General features: G+C 55.7%; 17 protein-coding genes. 7 read left to right on the top strand and 10 right to left on the bottom strand.

The window, feature by feature from the left end; all coding sequences use genetic code 11:
* The first annotated feature begins 265 nt into the window (after positions 1 to 265).
* Complete coding sequence (locus Fuma_RS33290; RefSeq protein ID WP_077027918.1) at positions 266 to 598, top strand: hypothetical protein; 333 nt, start codon at positions 266 to 268, stop codon at positions 596 to 598.
* Positions 599 to 798: 200 nt separating this feature from the next.
* Here the strand turns inward: Fuma_RS33290 and Fuma_RS33285 are convergent, their stop codons facing one another.
* The 3 genes from Fuma_RS33285 to Fuma_RS33275 all read right to left on the bottom strand — a co-directional run bounded on the left by Fuma_RS33285 (position 799) and on the right by Fuma_RS33275 (position 2,346).
* Entirely contained in the window at positions 799 to 1,011 is a 213-nt protein-coding gene (locus Fuma_RS33285) for a hypothetical protein (RefSeq protein WP_077027917.1), read from the bottom strand.
* A gap of 65 nt (positions 1,012 to 1,076) precedes the next feature.
* Complete coding sequence (locus tag Fuma_RS33280; RefSeq protein ID WP_145944514.1) at positions 1,077 to 1,826, bottom strand: hypothetical protein; 750 nt, start codon at positions 1,824 to 1,826, stop codon at positions 1,077 to 1,079.
* Between the two features lie 232 nt (positions 1,827 to 2,058).
* Positions 2,059 to 2,346 (bottom strand): hypothetical protein, encoded by a 288-nt coding sequence (locus Fuma_RS33275; RefSeq protein ID WP_145944513.1) that lies wholly within the window; start codon positions 2,344 to 2,346, stop codon positions 2,059 to 2,061.
* A 125-nt stretch (positions 2,347 to 2,471) separates the two neighbouring features.
* Here Fuma_RS33275 and bshB1 point away from each other — a divergent pair, with 125 nt between their 5' ends.
* A complete protein-coding gene (gene bshB1 / locus Fuma_RS33270) occupies positions 2,472 to 3,167 on the top strand; it encodes a bacillithiol biosynthesis deacetylase BshB1 (protein ID WP_077027914.1) in 696 nt (231 codons plus the stop codon).
* Between the two features lie 104 nt (positions 3,168 to 3,271).
* Here bshB1 and Fuma_RS33265 read toward each other — a convergent pair whose 3' ends face one another.
* Positions 3,272 to 3,907, bottom strand: coding sequence for an FHA domain-containing protein (locus tag Fuma_RS33265; protein WP_077027913.1), 636 nt, complete (start codon positions 3,905 to 3,907; stop codon positions 3,272 to 3,274).
* Between the two features lie 275 nt (positions 3,908 to 4,182).
* Here Fuma_RS33265 and Fuma_RS33260 point away from each other — a divergent pair, with 275 nt between their 5' ends.
* A complete protein-coding gene (locus tag Fuma_RS33260) occupies positions 4,183 to 5,505 on the top strand; it encodes a replication-associated recombination protein A (RefSeq protein WP_077028710.1) in 1,323 nt (440 codons plus the stop codon).
* Positions 5,506 to 6,035: 530 nt separating this feature from the next.
* On the top strand, positions 6,036 to 7,769 hold the full coding sequence (locus Fuma_RS33255; RefSeq protein ID WP_218922346.1) for a redoxin domain-containing protein: 1,734 nt from the start codon (positions 6,036 to 6,038) through the stop codon (positions 7,767 to 7,769).
* A gap of 93 nt (positions 7,770 to 7,862) precedes the next feature.
* Here Fuma_RS33255 and Fuma_RS33250 read toward each other — a convergent pair whose 3' ends face one another.
* Positions 7,863 to 8,297, bottom strand: a complete 435-nt coding sequence (locus Fuma_RS33250; protein WP_077027911.1) for a response regulator — start codon at positions 8,295 to 8,297, stop codon at positions 7,863 to 7,865.
* A 483-nt stretch (positions 8,298 to 8,780) separates the two neighbouring features.
* On the opposite strand from Fuma_RS33250, the gene Fuma_RS33245 reads away from it, so the two are divergent.
* Together Fuma_RS33245 and Fuma_RS33240 are read left to right on the top strand one after the other, a co-directional pair.
* On the top strand, positions 8,781 to 9,776 hold the full coding sequence (locus Fuma_RS33245; RefSeq protein ID WP_145944512.1) for an efflux RND transporter periplasmic adaptor subunit: 996 nt from the start codon (positions 8,781 to 8,783) through the stop codon (positions 9,774 to 9,776).
* A 103-nt stretch (positions 9,777 to 9,879) separates the two neighbouring features.
* Positions 9,880 to 12,318, top strand: coding sequence for an HlyD family efflux transporter periplasmic adaptor subunit (locus Fuma_RS33240; RefSeq protein WP_077027909.1), 2,439 nt, complete (start codon positions 9,880 to 9,882; stop codon positions 12,316 to 12,318).
* A 21-nt stretch (positions 12,319 to 12,339) separates the two neighbouring features.
* On the opposite strand, the gene Fuma_RS33235 is transcribed toward Fuma_RS33240, so the two are convergent.
* The 5 genes from Fuma_RS33235 to Fuma_RS33205 all read right to left on the bottom strand — a co-directional run bounded on the left by Fuma_RS33235 (position 12,340) and on the right by Fuma_RS33205 (position 21,308).
* Complete coding sequence (locus tag Fuma_RS33235) at positions 12,340 to 13,926, bottom strand: sulfatase family protein (protein ID WP_083732497.1); 1,587 nt, start codon at positions 13,924 to 13,926, stop codon at positions 12,340 to 12,342.
* Positions 13,927 to 14,254: 328 nt separating this feature from the next.
* A complete protein-coding gene (locus Fuma_RS33230; protein WP_145944511.1) occupies positions 14,255 to 16,195 on the bottom strand; it encodes a hypothetical protein in 1,941 nt (646 codons plus the stop codon).
* A 155-nt stretch (positions 16,196 to 16,350) separates the two neighbouring features.
* Positions 16,351 to 17,487 carry a methionine adenosyltransferase gene (metK, locus tag Fuma_RS33220; protein WP_077027906.1) on the bottom strand — a complete coding sequence of 379 codons (1,137 nt, stop codon included), beginning with the start codon at positions 17,485 to 17,487 and terminating at the stop codon, positions 16,351 to 16,353.
* Positions 17,488 to 18,329: 842 nt separating this feature from the next.
* Positions 18,330 to 20,582, bottom strand: coding sequence for a bifunctional SulP family inorganic anion transporter/carbonic anhydrase (locus Fuma_RS33210; RefSeq protein ID WP_077027904.1), 2,253 nt, complete (start codon positions 20,580 to 20,582; stop codon positions 18,330 to 18,332).
* A 396-nt stretch (positions 20,583 to 20,978) separates the two neighbouring features.
* Positions 20,979 to 21,308, bottom strand: a complete 330-nt coding sequence (locus tag Fuma_RS33205; protein WP_077027903.1) for a hypothetical protein — start codon at positions 21,306 to 21,308, stop codon at positions 20,979 to 20,981.
* Between the two features lie 291 nt (positions 21,309 to 21,599).
* Between Fuma_RS33205 and Fuma_RS33200 the strand changes: the two genes are divergently transcribed.
* The gene (locus Fuma_RS33200) at positions 21,600 to 22,565 is read left to right on the top strand and encodes an AAA family ATPase (protein ID WP_077028708.1); all 966 of its coding nucleotides are present in this window, start codon (positions 21,600 to 21,602) and stop codon (positions 22,563 to 22,565) included.
* Positions 22,566 to 22,572 lie beyond the last annotated feature (7 nt).

Below are 22,572 nucleotides of genomic sequence, written 5' to 3'. Positions count from 1 at the left end.
CTTGCGACGGTAACGAAACTTCCCGTGGAATCGTTATTTCAGTTTCTGCTTTTTTGTTGACAATTTGCCGCATCGCCTCAAGAATCAGGGCGTAAAGGATTTACGCAGTTAAAGCGGGTGCGAAGTGCGATTCAACGATCACCGTCAAATCACACGAATGCACATTTCTGAAATCTTCAGCCGCCGGAATTTATCACAATGGAGCCAAGGGAATGGCGAAAGTTCAGCAACAATTTTTAATTGCTAACACCTTGGAGCCCACTGAATGTCGTCGTTCTTAGCTGAGTTGGATGGAGGCCTGGAATCACTCTCGCAAATCGAGGGTTACGAATTTCTGAGTGACCTCGACGCAGGTTTTGAAGAAGAACTGAAATCTCTTGGCGTTGATCCAGGATCCCCTACAGCCGCAAAGCCCGGTTCAGAAGAAAAAGTCATGATGCTGGCGGCACGTTATGCTGCTGGACTGCCTCTGTGGCACAACGATGACTGCTATGACCACGGACCAGGCAGCGTCGGCAATCTGTTCGTCGACAACAGCATTGCAGGCGATAGCGACGGGGCTGGTGTCACGGCGGACGAAGATTTCGAAATCGCCTAAAACGCTGCCACACGTTACTCCGCATCGAATACGCGAAAAGCCCGGCTTCTTAAGAAGCCGGGCTCTTTTTATTGCACGACGTGCCAGGCCCAAACGGCTGATCATCGGCCATCGCTCCGCAGACGACGCCGTTTTCCTAAAGTGATTCGTTCGTAGTCGTAGCTTTATGTGAAAGGCTGCCACCAGCGTGATGCGGCGCTCTAAATCTGGAAGTCAGGCCAGACAGAATCGTTGTCTGCAGGCTTCGGTCGGCTCTGCAGCCGCCGAAAAACTCGATGCACAATCACGCCCCATAAAACGGGGACCACAAGACAGGTCGCGACGAACCAGAATTCCGGCACGCTGGACTGCGGCACAGGCGACTGCTCCGCTGGCTGTTGAACGGACTGTTGAGTTTCGGCAGAGTTCGGCATGTCACGCAGCTTAGCAATGACGAGCCGAAATTGTGAGGGTGCCAACCTTCGCTGCTGGCGGGTTGCTAACCTGCGATGCGAGTCGCGATGCGGCGAATTTCTTCGACGTGGTAGATCGCATCGCCGCCCTCGGACTGCTCGAGATGCCCGCGAACTTCGACCGGATGACGGTCCCTCAACCCCTGTGCCTTAACCACAGCTGGGTCGACTCGTAGAGGCAGCACGCCACCAAAGCGGTCATTCGCCACGAGACTGTATTCCACCAGAAACGTGCGTGTTGTCGGATCGTAGTGCAGGACTCCCTGCAGCCATTTGTAGTCCGCACCGTCGAACCCAAACTCCGGCTCAACGGCAACGTCGCTTTCAACCGTATAACCGACCGGACGAGCGGCTGTGTTCATGCCTCCATCGTCTGTGGGAATCAGCTGCGTTGTCGGACGTATCAGGTCGTCGTCGATATTGCGGTCTTCCGGGTACGGCACGCGGTCTTCCGGATCGACGCGATCATCGGGAGAATAAAATTTGCTGTCGTCAGACTTTCGGAACGGATCCTCCGGGTCAGTATCGTAGGTACTGCCGCCACCGTTCGGCACATAGGGCGGCGCGCTGGATTCCGGAATCTGCAGCGATCCGGGCGCACCGTAGGCCGGCGCACCATAACCAGGATTCAGGTTTTGAGGTGGCGCGTACATCGGCTGGCCGTACGGTGCCGACTGGTACATTCCCGGGTGAAAACAGCCGCATGTGACGACAGTTAATCCAAGCAAGAACGATGCTTTAAGCGGTTGGCAACAATTCACGAGTGATCGGGGCATGAGTGCTGGCTCCCTCGGCAGGACAAGCTGCGAAAGATGCGGACGGCAGGAGGTTTCAGAAAACGCGTTCCACCGTAGACGGCAGTCGAATTTTCAAAATCCAACGCAGTGAGATTCGGAGAGGACTTCAGGAGGAGACTCCTGCCGAATCCACAACACGTCCGGCAGGAAATGCCAGATTTAGCCGATTCGCAAATCTGTGTAAATACCGATCTGCGGGCCATGCACGCGGCTAATCGATGCCCAGATTGCGCTCAATGTTTTTGGCCTCTTCCGACATCACAAGATTCTGCCACCAGCGATCGGGATCGCGCACGCGTTCCTGGCCGGCTCGTCCCTCGTCCCCGACAAAGCCCCATTCATCTTCTTCCGCAGTCGAAGTGAATGGCTCATCGTGCGGATTCGGGCGGAACATGCTGGTCATTTGCCGCATCGCGCCCTTGCCGGAATCTACCAGAGCGCAGCCAGTTGACGTTGTCAATAAAACTGCCAACATGAGCAACCAAGAGCGGTGTTTCATGGGAAACTCGCGTTCCAGACTAAAAGCCGCCAGCACGACGGATCAAGCCACAATTGAGTGAGAGCGTTAAGAGAGAGCCGGAGATCGTGTCAGAAACCGGCCAACGCGCCCAGAGGAATTTTCGCATGGAACCACTCGACCTGCTGGTCGTCGCACCTCACCCGGATGACGCAGAAATCAGCGTGGGAGGGATCATTGCCGCTTCACGAGCTCAGGGAATGCGGGTCGGCGTCGTCGAACTTACCAGCGGCGAACCCACGCCGCACGGAACTCCGGAACTCCGTCGCGCAGAAACTGCCGAAGCCACCAGAGTACTGGACCTGACATGGCGGCAGAATCTGAACCTGCCCAATCGCAGCCTGCAACCGACGCTGGAAGCGCGCGGGCGGTTGGCCGAAGTCTTTCGAGCGACTCGACCGCAAATCATTCTGGCTCCGTATTGGCAGGACGCTCACCCCGATCACACAGCCGCGAGCAGCTTGTGTGACGATGCGCGATTCTGGTCCAAGCTAAGCCGGTCGGACATGCAGGGAGATCCCTTCTGGCCTCCAATGCTGCTGCACTATTTCAGCATTCACCTTCGCATACACCCAGCCGCTTCAATCGTTCTGGATGTGACGCCACACATCGAAACGAAAATGGCCGCGGTGAAGGCGTACAACAGTCAGCTCATTCAAGGCCGCAGTACGGAACACCCCACGGTAATTGACGACATCCGTGATCGAGCTCGTTACTGGGGCTGGACAATCGGCAAAGGCTACGCCGAACCTCTGGTTAACCGTGAGCAGATCGGGATCGAAAGCCTAAGCCACCTGCTTTAAGCGCCAGCGAATCTCGCTGACTTGTGGCCGCGGCACAGGCGTTTTGAACTACGAAAGCTATTTCCCACGAGCCCGAAACGTCCACAACCAACAGGGAAACGGCTCTAATCCTCGTCGTCTTCGTCATCGAACATCAGAATGTCGTCGCGCGGATCGTCGTCGCCGATTGGTTCGTCGATCACTTCGTATTCGTTTGTTTCGAACTGCTGAGCCTCTTCACGCTCCAGTTCATCCAAAGGAATCACGTCATCCAGCTCGGACCCATCGTCGACATTGTTGAGCCCTGTGTTTTTCGGCGGTCGGGCGAGTTCCGAAGCTGCACGATCCGGCCGGTGTTTTTCATTGTCGACCTGCGCCGCTGCGGAATTGCTGGTTGGTTGCTTCGGCTTTGTGGGTGCACTGGCAGCAGGCTGCTTCGGCGGAGCGGCGATATTCTTTTTCTGCTCGATCCGAGCGTTCGGATGAAATAGAAACTCAACGTCACCAATCGTGAGCCGGTCACCGATTGACAGTTTCGCTTCCCGGTTCACCCGTTCGTTGTTGAGCCACACGCCATTCATGCTGCCCAGATCGCGCACGTAATAGTCGGTGTCGACCTGTACGAGGCAGCAATGCCGTCGCGAAATTTTCTGACTGCCGTTGATCACATTGTCGCAGTCAGAACTTCTCCCAACCAAAACTACCGCGCGATCAATCGCAATGATCTTGCCCGGTTTGACTGGTTGAAGTACGGCCACCATAGTGTTGTGAATCAAAAGGCTGTGTTAGCGGGCGAAACGTTTCTGCACAAACTGACCGGATTTTGAAGAGTCATCGCGTTGACGGCCAATAAAATGGCTGACCGTCTTCCAAATTGACTGGAATCTACCGTGTAGATCGGAATCCACGGCAGCCGCCGGTCACAATCGCACGAAACCTGTCACAATCGGCGGGTGAATCGCTGAACAAGCACGCTCAAAACGCGCATAATCGTCGCCCGCCTGATCGACACGACCTGCATCTCTGCTACAAGCCAATGAACCTATTCGCTGCCGAAGAAGAACAAAACCGCGAACAAGCACGCCCATTGGCCGCTCGCATGAGGCCTCGGACGCTGGATGAATTCGCCGGGCAGCAGCATATCCTTGGCGAAGGAAAGTTGCTGCGCCGAATGCTGGACGCCGACCGGATCGGATCCGTCATTTTTTACGGCCCGCCGGGCATCGGCAAGACATCGCTAGCCGAACTGATCGCCAAACACACAAAGCGACGCTTCCGCAGACTCAACGCCACCATGGCGGGAGTCAAAGACGTTCGCGAACTGTTGGCCGAAGCGGAGAACTCACTCGCCGCCGATGGCACTCAAACGGTCGTCTTCATCGACGAACTTCACCGCTTTAGCCGCAGCCAGCAGGATATCCTGCTGCCCGATGTCGAAAGCGGCACGATTTCGCTGATTGGTGCGACGACAGCCAATCCGTTCTTCTCCCTGGTCGCACCTCTGATCAGCCGCAGCCAGATTTTTGAATTCAAAGAACTGGACACGACGGAACTGCTGCAGTTGCTGAATACAGCACTCAATGATCCCGATCGAGGGCTCGGAAACACGGGCGTGACGGCGGACGAAGACGCGTTGGAACTGATCGCCACTCTCTCCGACGGCGATGCGCGACGTTCGCTGATGGCTCTGGAAATAGCGGCGTTGTCAGTGGCGGCGACAACAAAGAAAGTCGATCGTGCCGTCGCTGTCGAGTCGCTGCAAAAACGCGTGATCCGGTTCGATCCGAACGGCGATGACCACTATGACGTTGCGAGTGCATTCATCAAGAGTATCCGCGGCAGCGATCCGGATGCGTCGTTGTACTGGCTGGCGCGTATGCTGGAATCGGGCGAAGATCCTCGCTTCATCGCGCGTCGGCTGGTGATCGCAGCTTCAGAAGACGTCGGCAACGCTGACCCGCAAGCACTATTGATCGCCACTGCGGCATTCCAGGCCACAGAAACGATCGGCATGCCGGAATGCCGCATCAATTTGTCTCAGGCCACGACCTATCTGGCCTGCGCCCCAAAATCCAACGCCGCCTACAAAGCCATCGACGCCGCGTTGCACGATGTCCGCAACCAAACCGTGCTGCCTGTGCCCATGCACCTTCGCGACGGACACTACAAAGGAGCCGAAAAACTGGGCCACGGCAAGGGCTACAAGTACGCTCACGATTCGGAAGACGGCTGGGTCGCACAGGATTATCTGGGCGTCGAAAAGCAATACTACGAACCCGTCGCGCGAGGTCATGAAGTTCAGTTTCTGGACTGGGTCAACCACCTCCGCCAGCAACGAGCGGCTGACAGCGAACAGTAGATCCATTCTGCCGGAAAGGACTTTCGGCTCAGGATGTCGAGTCTATTACAGCCGGATTGATATGAGTCGCTTAACCCGCAGCCGAAGGCGCAGGCGTTGCTGCGGACGGCTGGGTCGCAGCGGAACCACCAACCGACGCCGAATAGCGGACGCCTGCGCCTGCGGCTACGGGTGAAACGATCCGCTGGCTTCGCCGCCAAATCTCGCATCGAAACTGTTGTCACAGCGGCAAGGCCTTAGGTTGCCTGCGGCGAAGCACCGCACTGCAATTTGCGGTTTGTGAATCCCCATGACAGCGGTCCCAGCCATGCGTACAATCGGATACGAAGATTTGCGATAACCGGCCTGCCGTGTGATCCGTGAAGCCGCTAGAATTCGACGTGCTGGCGGCTCGATAACTTTACTACTCGGACACATTTCCCGCCGGCTGCCTCGCCAGATATCTTTGCTCGTTTTTGCACGCTGTTCCTCTTTCATAGATCACGTTTGAAGCCATGCATAAAGCCGCGCGACAACTTCACCGACATCTCGTGAACCTTGCGATTGTCCTGACAGCTTCTGTATTCGCCGCGAATGCGAATGCTGATCAAACGATTTCGGACTTCACTCTGTCATCCCATCGCGGAGTTGACTGGTCTTTGGATAGTGTTGCCGACAGCAAACTGGTTGTCGTCGCGTTTCTTGGGACCGAATGTCCGCTTGCCCGACTTTATGGGCCGCGTTTGAGCGAACTCCAAAATCGCTACCAAGCGAAGGACGTCGCCTTCGTCGGGATCGATGCGAACACTCAGGACAGCATGACGGAGATTTCCGCGTATGTTGCTCGACACAAAATCACGTTCCCGATGCTTAAAGATGTGGGCAATCGCGTGGCTGATCAATTCAAAGCCGAAAGGACGCCGGAAGTATTTCTGCTGGACCAGAATCGCACGGTTCGCTACCGAGGTCGCGTCGACGATCAGTATTTGGTGGGCCGCTCGCGAGACAAGGTGCGTAGGAAAGACCTGGCAATCGCAATTGATGAACTGCTCGCTGGCAAAGATGTCAGCGTCGCAGCGACCGAAGCCATCGGTTGCCATATTGGCCGAGTCCGCAAAACGGAGCCTCATGGCGATGTCACGTGGTCGAACCAGATCGTCCGGATCTTCAACAAGTCCTGTGTCGAATGCCATCGGTCGGGCGAAATCGCACCGTTCCAGCTTGAGAAATACGACGACGTCATAGGCTGGGAAGACACGATTCTGGAAGTCATCGCGGACAACCGCATGCCGCCCTGGTTCGCCAATCCCAAGCACGGCACTTTCAGCAACGACGCTCGCTTATCACCCGAAGAAAAGCAGTTAATTCGCACGTGGGTCAAAAACGGCATGCCGCAAGGGAACGCTGCAGATTTGCCGGAACCACCAAAGTTCGTCAAAGGGTGGCGAATGCCCAAGGCGGATCAGGTGATTAAAGTCCGGGAGGAAGCGTTCGAAATCCCAGCAGACGGGATCGTCGACTACCAATACTTCACAGTCGATCCGGGCTGGAAGGAAGACAAATTCGTGACTGCTGTTGAAGCTCGCCCCGACAACGTCGCGGTCGTGCATCACATTATCGCCTATATCGTGCCTGCCGGTTCAGAGGACCGCAAGACGCAGGACCGGCGAATGCTGGTGGGTTACGCCCCTGGCTCAACACCTCAGGTCTTGGACAACGGAACGGCGATTCACATTCCTGCTGGCAGCAAACTGGTGTTTGAAATGCACTACACGCCCAACGGAACAAAGCAAAAAGACCTTAGCTACATCGGTGTGAAGTTCACCGACAAAAGCAACGTGAAAAAGCTGCTTCGCGGAGCGGCGGTCCTCAACACCAAGTTTGAAATCCCGGCTGGTGCCGCCAATCACAAAGTCGAAGCCGATTTTCGCTTGAAGAGTGATCAGATGCTGATCGAAATGTCGCCGCACATGCACCTGCGAGGCAAGTCGTTCCGTTACGAAGCGTTCTATCCGGATGGAACTCACGAAATTCTGTTGGACGTTCCCAACTACGATTTCAACTGGCAACTCACCTACGAACTTGCCGAACCCAAACGTCTTCCCAAAGGGACTCGAATTCACTGCACCGCCATATTCGATAACTCGAAACACAACCTCGTCAATCCAGACCCTGGCAGTTCGGTCACATGGGGTGATCAGAGTTCGGAAGAAATGATGATCGGCTTCTTAAGCGGCGTGGACGCAGATCCGATCACGACGGAAACCGCAGTCTCAGGCGACTAATCAGAGTTGCACTGATCGCCCGAGGCCCCGCAGCGGACTCGGGCGGAGGAATGACGGCCGCCAGCCGTTGAAATCAGCGAAATGCGGTGCGGGCTAGAAGCCGGTCGCGACGCTGCCCAAATCCGACGCGCCGGGATTTTGATACGCATCCTGCAGCGCTTCAGAAACCGTAAGACGCAGTTCCGCCCGGTAAACGGGCTTGCTAAGAACTGACCAGGCATCGGCTTCCAGAGCGTCCTGACGCAGCTTTTCCGTGGCCTCGGAAGTAATCAGAATGCACGGACGCAGAGCATCAAGGCACTTGAGTTCTCGCAGAGTTTCAAGGCCGGTCATCACGTGCATGTGCATGTCGAGCAGCACAATGTCGATTTTCACGTCCTGAGCGTACTCAATCGCTTCTTCGCCCGATTCGACTTCGTGCAGGCGCAGCCCTTCTTCCGGTTCCAGAAGTTCACGAAGAGTCTCCCGGAAACGGCGGCTGTCGTCAGCGATCAGTAATTCGTAAGGTTTTGGTGTCTTGATGACCATCTTTACGGCCTCGTTCGTGAGGTCAAAGATCGACGGTTTTAGTCAATCTGCATCCGTGCCTGTGAAAACTTACGTTATTGTGGCGATTACACAATCCTTTTCCAGTCAATTATAGGGTGGATCCAACGCCAGGCGCAACGTTCATTGTGATGAGACGACTTTGTTTATTTGGCAGACGCCACTACACAGAATCGATTCTGGCGTTACCATCCTTAAGTAGTGCCCACAGAAACGCCGGTGGACGGAATTTACGCATTGTTTCATTTGCGCAAATCCGTTAGATACCTGTTGTTGTGACGTCTGACTGCCAAAGGTTAACCGTCAAAAACAGGCCGAGCCGTGGTTCCGGTATTCGGCCGATCGCTTGTGCATTTTGCGGCCATTCCATTGGTCCCTGCGTTCGCGATCTCGGAACCGAACTTCGCCGCAACGCATCTGAACGCTGCGGCCTACCACCCCAAAAATTCTTGCAGGCTCAAAATCATGAAGACAGCCATTCTATTCGTCGCCGCAATGCTGCTCGTTCCACCGGCAGTGACCGGTCAGGACGCCACCGGTTGGGATTCTCCGCACGCGATTCGTCCCGAACAGCAGCGAGTCGAAGTGAAAGACCGAGTCGAAATTGCGGCCGATGTGCCCGGCAAGATTACGGAGCTAAAGGCCACAGCGCGTGGCGACACGGTTTCGAAAGGCGACATTGTCGTGCGGCTGAATTCGTCACTGGTGGAAGCCCAGTTGAAGGAAGCTGAGGCTAAGGCAGATTCGAACGTTTTGATTGAATACGCCGACAAGAGTCTGGACGCCGCAAAGTTCAAGTTGCAGACTAAACAGGGCGCAAACAAAGTGGCGAAGGAAAGGAACATTGACGTCCCGCCCTTTTCCGCCGACGAAATCCGGCAGTTGGAACTCGAAGTCATCAAGGGCGAAGCCGAACTGGCCAAGTCAAAGGAAGACAAGCACTTTGCCGGCCTTGCTCGCGACACAAAGAACGTCGAACTGGAACAGTACTACATCAAGGCTGAAATCGGTGGAATTGTCACGGACACTCATAAGCGAGCGGTCGGGTCCGCTGTTCGCCAGGGCGATCCGATTCTGACGGTGGTCAATCTGGAAGAGGTGTTTGTGGTCCTGACGGTAAGCCCGAAGTACGAAAGCCAGATCAACATTGGCGACAAAGTTCTGGTCCGTCGCGTGTTTGCGGACAGTGCGGCACAGGAAGACAACAGCGGTGGCGGTTTTCTGCGTCGCAAGCCTGTTGCAGAAGGCTCCGCGACACCTACTTCTCTGCCAGCCGCGCAAAATGCCCAGACCGACGTAAAGACTTTCGTGGGCGAGATCACTTACATCGGTTCCAGCCAGAAGAATGAGGCGAATCTGATGGAAATTGAAGCCGTCGTCCGAAACGAATTGGCAGGCCCCGGCAAATACTGGCTCCGCGAAGGTGCCAACATCGATGCCGTGATTCTGCCTGCAAAATAGTCCACCAAACAGCAAGCGGGTCGCACTTCAGCCGAATGTCGCACACCGTGAAGAAACGGCTGTCCCAATAATTTCCGCGTACCCGCTCTAACCGCTGAACCTAATGGCTGAGTCCACTCAATCCACGTCTCAGGAAATGGTCGCTTCTAATCAGCGACCGATTCCGCTGCGCCGTCGAGCCGATTTGGTTGTCGCGGAAATCGACTACCTGGGCGTGGGCTATCAGGTCATCAAAGATCCGGTCGGTCTGAAATATCACCGGCTGCAGGTGGAACAGTACAAGATCCTGGACCTGCTGGATGGTACTCGTAGTCTGGAACAGGTTCGTGAGGACCTGAAGAAATTCTTTCCGACGCTGCAGGTCACACTCAGCGACATTCAGCAGCTAATCACCGACCTGTACAAGAAAAGTCTGGTGACCAGCGATCGCCCCGGGCAAGGGGCCGCGATGATCCGGGAACGCTCGAAGGAAAAGAAGCAGAAGCTAAAACAGTCGCTGATGAGTCTGTTGTATCTGCGACTGCCAGGCTGGGACCCGGAACGCACTCTGCAATGGATGTATCCATACCTCGTGTGGATGTTCTGGAAACCACTTGTCTGGACGCTAATGGCGTTTGTCGTCAGTGCGTGGTTAATGCTGGGAGCTCAGTTCGACGAATTTCAAAGCCGTCTGCCTGAATTCCAAAGCTTCTTCGGCTGGCCCAACCTGATCTATCTGTGGATCACTTTGGGGGCCGCCAAAGTCATCCATGAATTCGGGCACGGTCTAAGCTGTCATCATTTCGGGGGCGAGTGTCACGAAATGGGAGTGATGCTGCTGGTGTTCAGCCCCTGTCTGTATTGTGATGTGACAGATTCGTGGATGATGAAGAATAAGTGGCATCGCATCATCATCGGTGCGGCCGGGATGTACATCGAAGTCATAATTTCCGCCATCGCGATCTATGTCTGGTGGTTTACCAAGCCAGGCATGTTGCACTATCTGGCGTTGAACACGTTCTTCGTAACCACGATTACCACGGTTATTTTCAATGCCAACCCGTTGATGCGATTCGACGGGTACTACATGATGAGCGACTTCCTCGAGATACCGAATCTGCGAGCGAAGTCGGACAAAATGCTGCGAGAATCGTTTTCGTGGTACTGCCTTGGCATCGAAAGCCGGCCCGATCCGTTTATGCCGGAAACCGGCAAGGCGTGGTTCGTCACCTACGCGATAGCCGCGTGGTGCTACCGTTGGGTCATTCTGGTTTCGATCAGCATGTTCCTCTACACAGTGCTGAAGCCATATGACCTGCAAAGTCTGGGAATCACGCTGTGTGTATTTTCGATGGCTGGCATCGTGTTTTCCATGTTCAAAAATGTCTACCAGATTGTGGCCACACCAAGGGCGGAGCCAATGAACAAGATCAAAATCTTCATTTCGCTTTCTGTGGCTATCGGCGCGGCGTGGCTGATTTTGACGATGCCGATTCCATGGTATCACCAGGCACCATTTTATATGGAGCCTGTCAACGTGGCCCACGTAACGAGCGGCCCATTGCCGGGGCAAATTTTGCCCCCAGAGTCGTATCGCAAAATCCATGAGGAAATTCAGGCTCAACAGAAATCTGTGTTCGATCAGATCATCTGGTCCGAAGCAGAACGTCAGCTGAATCAGACGAAGTTCGATCTGCTGGCAGACCTTCCTTCTCCCGATGAATATTCGAAACTGCCGCAGCCCGGTGACTACGTCAAAGAAGGTGATGTCGTCGCCATTATTGAAGACATGCAGGCAGTTCGCCTGCGCGATGAAATTGCCAGCAGCCTGCAATTGTGGCTCACACAGGGACAGGTTGTCGCTCAGTATCTCGCGGCTGAAGGATCCGGTCAGCAATCGGATTCAACGCTTCAAATACATCGCGCCAAAGTCGAAATGACCAAGCTGCGAGACCAGATGCTGAACCTGGCTCAAGTGTTGGGTGACCGAGTCGTGTTGGCACCGATTTCCGGCAAGGTTGTCGCGTCCGACCGCGTCCCTGAACCGCAGAGAGACGATGTCGATCGTACAAAAATTCATCGCTGGCACGGCACACCGCTGGATCCCGAAAACGCGGGTTGCGTTGTCGAAGCCGGCACGGAACTGATGAAGATCGCTCCAACGGACGAGCTTCAGGCTGTCCTGTATATTGACCAGGCCGACCGTGAAGACCTTCTGGATGATATGGAAATTGAACTGAAGCTGGATCAGCTTCCAGACATCAGTTACACGGCACCGGTCACACTGGTTTCTCGCCGCGGCGAAAAGGTGGCTCCCGAAGCACTCACAACCAAGTACGGCGGCACGCTGGCGACTCGCCCGGACGACAAGGGCCAGGAAACGCTGACCAGCACGGCTTACCGAGCGACCGTGGAGATGCACTTCATCCACCCGGAAAGCAAAAGCGATGCTGCGTTGATCAAGCCAGGAATGCGGGGCAAAGCCAGAATCCTGGTGGAAGACCGCACCGTGTTCCAATGGCTGAAACGCTACTTCTTCGAAACCTTCCGCTTCCGACTGTAAGCATCCAATGGACGGCGTCTCTTACTGCCGCTGCACGCTGCGGCCAGCGTCGATCAATTTCTGAAGCCGCGTTGCAAGACTCTGCACGAGTTCAGGATGGTCGGCGGCAACGTCGTTCGATTCCGCCAGTTCCGCCTTTAGATCGAACAACTGATAGGGCTTGCCAAACGGCTGGCCTTTCGGAGCTTCTCGACCGCCGGAACCGTTGCCAGCGACCAGTTTCCAGCGACCGTCACGAATGGCAAACATGCCAGCGACCGAATGGTGAATCACGGGAGCACCTCGATCGTGCGATTTACCGTTGAGAATGTCCAGCAACGAAGCACTGTCTTCGGCGGCGTTGTCAGCGATCTCTGCACCAACAATCGCAGCACAGGTTGCATATATATCGGTCAGACAAGTCGTCGCGTCGGTGCGGGACCCAGCTGCGGTGTTTGCTGGCCAGCGTGCGAAAAACGGGACGCGATGACCAGCCTCCCAGATGTCCGCCTTGGTGCCTCGCAGCACGCCGTTGGCCGTGTGGTGAGCGGCCTTGTAGCCCTGGACTTTGGTATCGTCCACATGATCCTTCTGGTCTGGATCGTCAAAGCGACGCATGTACGAACCATTGTCTGAAGTAAAGATCACCAGCGTATTGTCTGCCGCTTCCGTCGCATCAATTGCTTTCAAGACTTCACCAACCGTCCAGTCGACCTGATGCACGAAGTCGCCGTATTCCTTCAGCTTGGTCGTGCCTCGAAAACGATCATGGGGTAACGCTGGCTTGTGAGGCCCGGTCAGCGGCATGTAAAGGAAGTACGGTTTCTGTTCCTGCGAAGACTTCTTAATGAACGCCACGGCTTCCTGCGTCAACTTATCCAGGACGTCTGCCATCACAAAGTCTTCCGACCGCGGCCCCTTGCGAATGAAATGCGGAAAAGGTTTCGCAGCCTGCTGAATCGATGGCGGCATCGTGAACCGATCGTTGCGTACGTAGACATACGGGGCCATATCCAGCGATGCCGAGACGCCGAAATAAGAATCGAATCCGTGGTGAACCGGGCTGTTTGTGATGACGCCCTCGAAATCGATTCCTGGGTCACCTTGCCAGACCGACGTATTAGCTTCGTCTGATTTCAAAGGCATCTGCATTCCCAGATGCCATTTTCCGACCGCGCCCGTGTTGTAGCCGTTGTCCTTTAATAGGTTCGCGATCGTGGGTCGACCGTCCTCCAGCAGCGGTTTGCTGTATCCGCCAAGGACTCCTTTCTTCAACTGACCGCGCCAGCAATAGCGGCCCGTCAATAGCCCGTAGCGAGTCGGCGTGCAGACAGCGGATGGCGAATGAGCGTCAAGAAACGTCATTCCGTCCTTCGCCAGGCCATTCAGGTTTGGCGTTGGAATCGTCGACTTGTTGTTCAATGCCTGGATGTCGCCATAGCCCATATCGTCAGCCAGAATGACGACAATGTTCGGCGCGGCAGACTCACCGACGACTTCCTGGCCAAACAGGCCGTCGAAACCAACGCACAAAAGGACGGCACAGACAAATCTGGCCGGTCCACGGGCCAACAGAAGACCGGACGCCCTATGACCACTGGGTTGAATGACAGTAAGGAATCGAAGCATGCTGAATCCCAATTCTGAAAGATGCGGTATCGCCAAATGCTACCGTGATCTTCAGAAATGCGACAGTAGCGGACGGAATTCCACGCGGCATGTCACTTCCCCGGCAAAAAAAACGTCCTGTCTATTGGCATCCACGACCCGGCGTTTCAGGCGGTCGATCGCAAAATACTGTGGTCGAATGTCGGCACATGCTACACAAGCACCGTCTGCCGCGCAGCCGTTTGGGACCGGACTGGACAGGTTCAATCGTGAAGCATCACTGATGCCCCGAGCATGTCCGCGAATTGCGTCCGGACTTCAGCGCGGCACTTTTCAACTGGTTGAGCGGCTACTCAGGAGAGCACGCGGCGGCGAAGCTGATTTCGGTTTCCAACGCTTCGTCTGCATTGGAACGACGTGCTTCGATGCGGATTCCGTAGGGCTGGCGGACGGGCACTTTCAATCGCAGGGGCTCATCCCCCGCCCATTCGCATTCCACTTCAGGCGTGCCTGGCAGCGGAGGAGAAAACGGCACGTGCAGGTTGGCTCGCTTCTGGCCTTTGTCGAAGCGAACCGTCATCACACCTTCAACGAACTCGCTGCCGTCCTCTTCAGTGGTCCGCTCAATCTTTGGCTGAGCACGGCGTTCTGAACCCGCGTCAGCTTTTGTTTGCGATTCCGCCAGACGCTGTTCAACGGGGGCTTGAGGTTTCGAAGTCTCCCGCGCGATCGGCATTCCCATCAGCGATTGGGGGCGAGCTTCCGCAGCCGTCATGTCCTCCGAAAAATCGTCACGTTGTTCCGTCAGAAAGTCACTGGCTTCGCTGACTGTTCGTTTTGCCACGGCCGGACGTTCTTCGGCCACCGTTTGATGCTGATACGCCGTGATCGGTGAGTCAGCAACATCGGTCTGTGTTTCGGGCTGTTCGCGGCGCGGTCGACGCCACGAGGCGGTGCCGGCATCCGGTGCCTGAGACGGCGATTGCGTGGTGGAGGCGGGTTGTGAGCCGGCCCTGCGATCTGAATCTGTTGCTTCGGTTCGGCTGATATCCGGCAGGTTGAATGGCACCGGCACCACAGGCGGAACCACTTTTGCGGACTGGGATTCGTGACTTCCGACGTGGCTTTCCTTATGTTGCTCCGACGTCGGCGGCGTCTGCGCGGCACGGCGTTCTGCGCGTTGAGTCGTCTGTTGATCTGCGGAAATTAATGGATCAGCGGCGGAGCGATTTGTCGTCGCACGGTTGGATTCCGAAACGTGGCGATTCCGATCGGCTCGCGGCTGAGGGTTGTGAGTCGAATACTGCTGAGGGCGTTCCTGCAACAGTGGTGCGGCTGGCGACTGCACGGTGTGTTCTGAGACGCGTTCCGTCTTCGCAGGAGTACGACTTTCCTGACGCGGTGTGGATTCTGCGGTTGGCGTTTCAGCTGTTCGAGAACCGGGCTGATATCGACTGGGCCGCCGGTCTGATTCTCCGCTGCTGCCCGTGCCTTGCTGTGCACTTCTGGCACTCGGCCCAGGATTCAGTGGCGATTGCCGAGGCGCCAAGCCGGCGCGTTGTTGTGGTTTGCTAGTGTCGCTTTCCGGCCGTTTTTTCGGCGAAGCGAAGTCTTCATCCTGGTCCCACAATGGATCGTCCAATAGTCCGACGTCGAAATCTGCGCCCAGAATATCATGCACATCAGACAGCGGAGCGACTTCGGCTTTGACCGAAGGTTGAGGCCTCACGGTATCTCGTTGCAGATACGCCCGCGGTGCCAACGACGGTCGTTCTGTATCCGCCACAACCGCGGACAGATCGGTAAACCGAAACCACGCCGCATCGGGATCCATCACGTCGCCTTCGACTCGATCGAAGGCGGGTAGCGGCATCAAATATGTGCTGCGACTACGCGGAACAGCGAAGAAGTCGTCCGGCACATGGCTAAGAATCGCAATGACGCACAGCAGAAAGATCGCCAACGCCAACCAACCGGCCAACGGCGAACTGGCGGGCATCAGACAGAAACCAATGATCGGCGGAGGAAACAAGGTGGCCGCCGCAGCAAGTGACAACGACGGGGATTCCACGGCCGATCGTTTGGCCGGGTTGAACAACATCCACGCAAAGACGGCCACGAAAGCTGAGAACGCGGCCAGAATAAACGTGACCCATTCCTCCGGCACAGTCCTTAAAGTGCCATGCCAGCGAGCCGACGTGAAGCACCAGGCGGTGAAAATCAAACCGCCCCATGCCATTAACGCGACAACTCGCCGACTGCGCGACGTCCGAGTAAACGATTCCGTCATGGCTCCCTGCCTTCGTAAAGTTGATCCGTTCGACCAGCAGGCCGTCCGAATACTCCTGTCCTGTGCGCCGAAAATCGCTAGCCGCTCGTTTTCGCAGACGTATCAAGCTCAACTTGTGCTTTGACACTTACCTGCGGCCGTGTCCGCACAGCTTGTTAGCTCACTGCTGCCTTCAACGCGTCGACCATGTCCGTTGCTTCCCACTTGAATTCTTCTTCAGTGCGGCCGAAGTGACCTCCATGAGCGGTGTGGCGGAAGATGGGTTTCCGCAGTCCGAGGTGATCGATAATTCCCTTGGGGTTCAGCGGGAAGATTTCCTGAACGGCCTTTTGGATCTTCTCTTCCGGAACCGTCGCTGTGCCGTTGGTGTCAACTCGCACGCTGACTGGATCTGCCACACCGATGGCGTAGGCCAGTTGCACTTCGCATTCGGTAGCTAAACCTGCCGCGACGATATTTTTGGCAACGTACCGGCCCATGTAGGCGGCCGATCGGTCAACCTTGGTCGAATCTTTGCCAGAGAACGCTCCGCCGCCGTGACGGCCCCAACCGCCGTAAGTGTCGACGATGATTTTGCGTCCGGTCAAACCGGTGTCACCGTGAGGACCACCGATCACAAAGTTGCCGGTCGGGTTGATGTGATACTTTGTCTTGTCGTCCAGCAGGTCATTAGGAATGGCTTCCTTGATCACCTTCTTAACGTACTCAGAAATTTCTGCCTGAGACACATCCGCTGAGTGCTGGGTGGAAACCACGATCGCATCGATGCGGACCGGCTTGGCTCCATCATATTCGACGGTCACCTGACTTTTGCTGTCCGGGCGCAGCCAGTTCACTTCGCCCTTTTGGCGTTTTTCGGCCAGCAGGTTGATGATGCGGTGCGAAAATGCGATTGCCACGGGCATCAGTTCGGGCGTTTGGTCACACGCATAACCGAACATCAGGCCCTGGTCGCCCGCTCCATCACGGTCGACGCCCATTGCGATGTCGGCACTTTGGCTGTGAAGGTAATTCAGCACCTTGCAGGTGTCGGCATTAAATCCGATGTCGTCGCTGGTGTAACCGATTTCACGAATGACCTGGCGAGCGACTTCCACATAATCGACTTCGGCGGACGTCGTGATTTCGCCTGAAAGCACGACGAGGTCCGTGGTGCACAGAGTTTCACAGGCCACGCGCGACATTGGGTCCTGAGCCAGCAGGGCATCGAGAATTCCGTCCGAAACCTGATCCGAAACCTTGTCCGGATGGCCCATGCTGACAGATTCGCTCGTGAAAAAATAATTCGCCATTGGTCGTGAATGCCCGGTTGTGAATAAGGTGTGTCGAAGAAAGAGGTCACATTTCTGCGGCGAAGTTTAGGTAAGCCGCGCAGCACTCACAACAGTGAACACTTTCGGAAACCAGCGGATTCTCACGGGAAACGCGTTTCCTCTCGCAGAATCGGCCACCTTTGGCAGGGGCCACATGGCTCGGCCAGGACTCAAAAGGTGCCACTTAAGGCCAATTTCGGTAGCCCGGCAATCCTGAGGGATATGGCTTGCCCAATAGGCCGAATCCTAAAGATTGACAGTCGCGGGCACGTCTTTCCGCATTTCAGCGGGACATCGAACGATTGCTTGAGCGACCGAAACACGGCAGCCGATCGTCAATGATAGCGGGATCCATAGCTGAATGAGCGGCATTCGCAGTACGTTTCCGCCTCAAGCCCCATCGCACAGGTCTTCTGCCCATGAAAACGCTTGTACGCTTTACCGCCGTCGTAACGCTCGTCGCCGTCGCCACTGTGATTGTGCAGGCCGGCTAGAGCAATTTACGTTTTGTTGTGGACGGTTCTGGCTCGTGGGAACCGGCCTACGTAGGACAATAACCGATTTCCGCGGCCACAAGTCAGCGTGAAACGCTGTAGAGCACCTCCGCCGTCCGTTACACGCAGACGTTAGATATTTCCAGGTAGTACGGGCTGGTCATTTTTGCGACCTGTACGTCCGTCAGTGTCGCGAGATTGACCGCGATCCCGACCGCCGTCAGCGACGTCGAGCCGCGACCAACGCGATTCCAACAAATGTCAGAAGGCGATGGTCGCGGTTGCTTCAAACGCTTTGAGTTTGCAGATCGAGTGCGCACGAACGGTTTAACAAAAGAATTCGATCTCGCCGCTCTTGATGTCGTACAAAGCTCCGACAACTTTCGCTTCGCCAGCCTCAACCGCGTTGCGGATGACCTCACTGCGTTCCGTCACGACTGCCACCGTGTGCATGACATTTTCGCGTGCCACTTCGTCGACGAACTCTTCGACCTCGGCGGGCGACATGTCCCGAAGGTTCCGTTTTGGTGATTGCAGCACCGATGGCGCAATCTCATCAACGATTGCCTGAAGGTGACCGCAACCGGTTGCCGCCTCAGCGTTCTGATTCTCACTAACGAGCTTCACCGACGACGTTACCGCTCCACAGCGAGTGTGACCCAGCACCAATACCAGCTTCACGCCTGCAACCGCCACTCCGTACTCCATACTGCCCAGCGACTTGGTCCCAATCACGTTCCCGGCCACGCGAACGCTAAAGATATCCCCCAAGCCCAGGTCAAAGACCAACTCAGCGGGAACGCGTGAATCGATGCAGCTAAGAATCACCGCCAGCGGCGCCTGGCCTTCCTTGGTCGCATCGACTTGTCGACCGAAGTCTCGCGACAGGCGATTCCCGGAACGAAATCTCCGGTTCCCTTCCTTCAGAATATCCAGCACCTGATCAGGAGTCAGCCGGCCCTGAAGTTCGCGTGTGGAATAGTCGGCAAACTGCACATCGTCCTGCAGATGATATTTCTCACGGAACCCACGCAAACTGACTTTCACGCCGCGCTGCGGTGCAATGGATTCTTTGAAGTCACGCAACAGGCTTAGCACATCCGGATCGATGTAGTCAGTTCCGGTAGCATCCACAAGCAGTCGACTGCTGCGCGGCAAATCATTCAGCATTTTGTCGAGGGCTGCTTTGTTCAGAAAACTGACTTGGTTCGCTAACTCCAGATTAATGACATCACCGTCCAGGTGAGTTTCCACGATACGACGAATCGGCTGCCGCAGGTTGCTGTTGAGAATAAACAGGATGCTGACGGCCAGCCCAATCAGAATTCCGACCAGCAGGTCCGTCATCACGATCGATACCAGCGTGATGATAAACGGAGCAAACTGGTAACGCCCTTCTGCCCACATCTGACGGAACAACTGTGGACTGGCCAGCTTAAATCCTGTGACCAGCAGAATTGCAGCCAGCGCTGCCTTTGGAATCATGTTCAGATAAGCAGGAAGGAAGGCAACACTTACCAACAACAAAACACCGTGAAAAACAGCAGACAGTTTTGTCTGACTACCAGCGTTAACATTCACAGAACCTCGCACGATGACGGACGTTACCGGCAACCCGCCGATCAGCCCGCAAGTGATATTGCCGCATCCCTGAGCAATCAGTTCCCGACTTGGCGGTGAATCTCGCTTACGCGTATCAAGCTTGTCGACGGCTTCAAGATTCAACAACGTTTCTAAAGATGCCACGATGGCGACTGTGAAACCTGCAATGTAGACCTGAGGGTTCCGCCACTGTGAAAAGTCCGGAAGCCGTAGAAAACCAATCACGTCCACTGGCGATTCCGGAACCGGCACCTTCACTAAATGCGATTCCCCGACCGGCCAGCCACCGCCCATCCGTTGGAAGACATAGTTGATCGCGACGCCCAGCAAAACAACGACCAGCGGCGCGGGCACAATCGACTTCTTCAATGGCTTCCAGCGGCCCCAGATGACAAGCACCAGAATCGACGCAAGCCCCACGACGACCGCACCGCCATGAATTTCACCATCGATCAGCCGGCCGAATTCCGAAAACGTCGTTTCGTTGTCTGGCTGTTCAAACGACAGGTCGCCTTCCGGGTCGGTGTCGTGGCCCAGCAGGTGAGGAATCTGCTTCAAAATCAGAATTACACCAATCGCGGCCAGCAATCCCTTAATCACACTGGACGGGAAGAAGGCGGACAACGCCCCGGCTTTCATCAGCCCGAACACAACCTGCAGCACGCCGCCGATTAACACCGCCAGCAGGAACGCTTCAAAGCTGCCGAGACTTTCAATTTGAGCCACAACAATGGCCGTCAATCCAGCGGCCGGACCACTCACACTTGTATGCGATCCACTGAGTGCGCCCACCACGATACCACCGACGATTCCAGCCACCAGACCGGAGAACAATGGAGCTTCTGAGGCCAGCGCAATGCCCAGGCAAAGCGGCAGCGCGACCAGGAACACGACCAGCGACGCGGTTAGGTCGCGTCCTATGGTGGCGGATGCAAACAGTGGATTATTTTTGACCAGTTTATCTTCTTCTGAATTCATTATTTCTATTTCAATTGGCGATATCAGATTGTTACCCCGCGCCTGTTAGAAGGCGCGATTTGGTAGCTCGTTGTCCATAGGGTCGAACGAGTGGATTGGTGCAGTTCTCGGTTCACAGGCGGCACCATTGCTGCTTGCGGCAAATGGCCGAAGCCTTCCTGGATCAAAGGTGCCAGCGACTTCATCATCAGAATTGCGCACGTACTGAAGTGAGTGCGTGCGGCAAGGCGGCGAGTCGTCAGGAGTGACCAGCGGAAAACCAAGAACGCTGTTGGGCGAGTGAGCCGGTCTAAAAAGCCGAGTGCGATTCCCGGACAGTGGGACTAGCTGGAATTCAGCATTTCGCGGCGATTCGTCTTCGAATCACTAACGGCAATTTAGCGCAGCAATCGAACTCTAGCGCAGCATGGGTGCCAGCAACCCATTCGCCAGTCGGTGTCCCGCCACCACGCAGATAGCCGGGATACTCAGGGTGGGTGTTCGCCGAATGGGCGAGCGGCGCAATACGGGGCGGCCCAAACTGAACGGAGCGCGGCGGATTCGTTGCGATGCGTCAGCAACGACGCATTCTTCTTCCGCTTCCACAGGAAACAGAATTTCGCCGGTGTTTAGAACTCGAACAACCGCCAGCGGTATTCCAAAGCATGGCATACACAACAGACAGAAAACCATCAGAATGGCGGTTCCTGTGCGGCGTAAGCTGGATTTTTCGGACCGGTGGTGCATTGCAGAGTTTTGAGCGGGCCCGGGAGGCCGTCAATCGGAACTTGTGGCAACTCAAACGAGCGGTCCCACCTTGGCAGGTTACGCAGTTGGCAAGCGGCAACGCAAGGGCACGGTGTAAGAATTGATGAACCGCAACTCGGATTGCGCCCCAGGCAAACCAGCCTTCAGTGCTCGACGCATGATTTTCGGAGCGAAAATGGATACAGTTTCGCAGCGTCCGAACCCTAATAAAGAATTGCCATCTGACGACGCCCTCCTACCAATGTGGCAGAAACAACAAGAAAATCCGCCGTGTCCGTTTCCAATACCAACGAACTTGCCGTCCACGTTAATTCGCTGCGGTCTCGAACCCTAAAAGCCGTAGGGGAAGTCGTCGTGGGCCTCGAAAGCGTGACGGATCAGTTGCTGATGGCTCTCCTCGCCGGCGGACATGTGCTGCTGGAAGGTGTACCCGGGACGGCCAAGACAACTCTGTGTCGAACGTTTTCAACGGTGCTGGGAATCGACTTCGAACGAGTTCAGTTTACGCCAGACTTGCTGCCATCTGACGTCACGGGAACTCAGGTGCTGGATCGGCAAACCAGCGAATTCGTCCTTCGCACAGGCCCGATCTTTACCCAGCTACTGCTTGCCGATGAATTAAACCGAGCTCCCGCGCGAACGCAGTCGGCACTGCTGGAAGCCATGCAGGAACGCCAGGTGACCATTGAAGGGCAGACGCTGGAACTGCCGCTTCCGTTTATGGTGCTGGCGACTCAGAACCCTGTCGAACAGGAAGGCGTTTATCGACTCCCGGAAGCACAACTTGACCGGTTTCTGTTTCGGATTGATGTCGGCTATCCGCAGCGAGAGCAGGAAGTCAACATGCTGGACCTTCACAGCAAAGCGACCGTGACTCCCCAGGCCGTCACCAACGCGGAAGAAATCATTACGATTCAGCAGCAGCTGGATACCGTTTATGGAACTCGCGAACTGCAGGAATACATCATCGACATCGCGCGAGAAAGTCGCAATCACCCGGACCTGGTGCTCGGAGCCAGCCCGCGAGCGGCCATCAATTTGATGAAGGCCGGACGAGCTCACGCACTTATGAGCGGCCGTGGCTATCTGACTCATGGAGACATTCAGTCCGTCTGCCTGCCGGTACTCGCTCACCGCCTGATCATGCGTCCGGAAGCAGAAATGGATGGCCGCACAGTAACAGACGTCATTCATCAACTGATCGAAGCCGTGCCCGTTTTGCAACAGCGAAATTAAGAAAGAC

Origin of the sequence: Fuerstiella marisgermanici, assembly GCF_001983935.1 — a bacterium.
GTDB classification, from domain to species: domain Bacteria; phylum Planctomycetota; class Planctomycetia; order Planctomycetales; family Planctomycetaceae; genus Fuerstiella; species Fuerstiella marisgermanici.
Note: the sequence above shows the minus strand (reverse complement) of the source record. Positions and strands in the feature narration are given on the sequence as shown.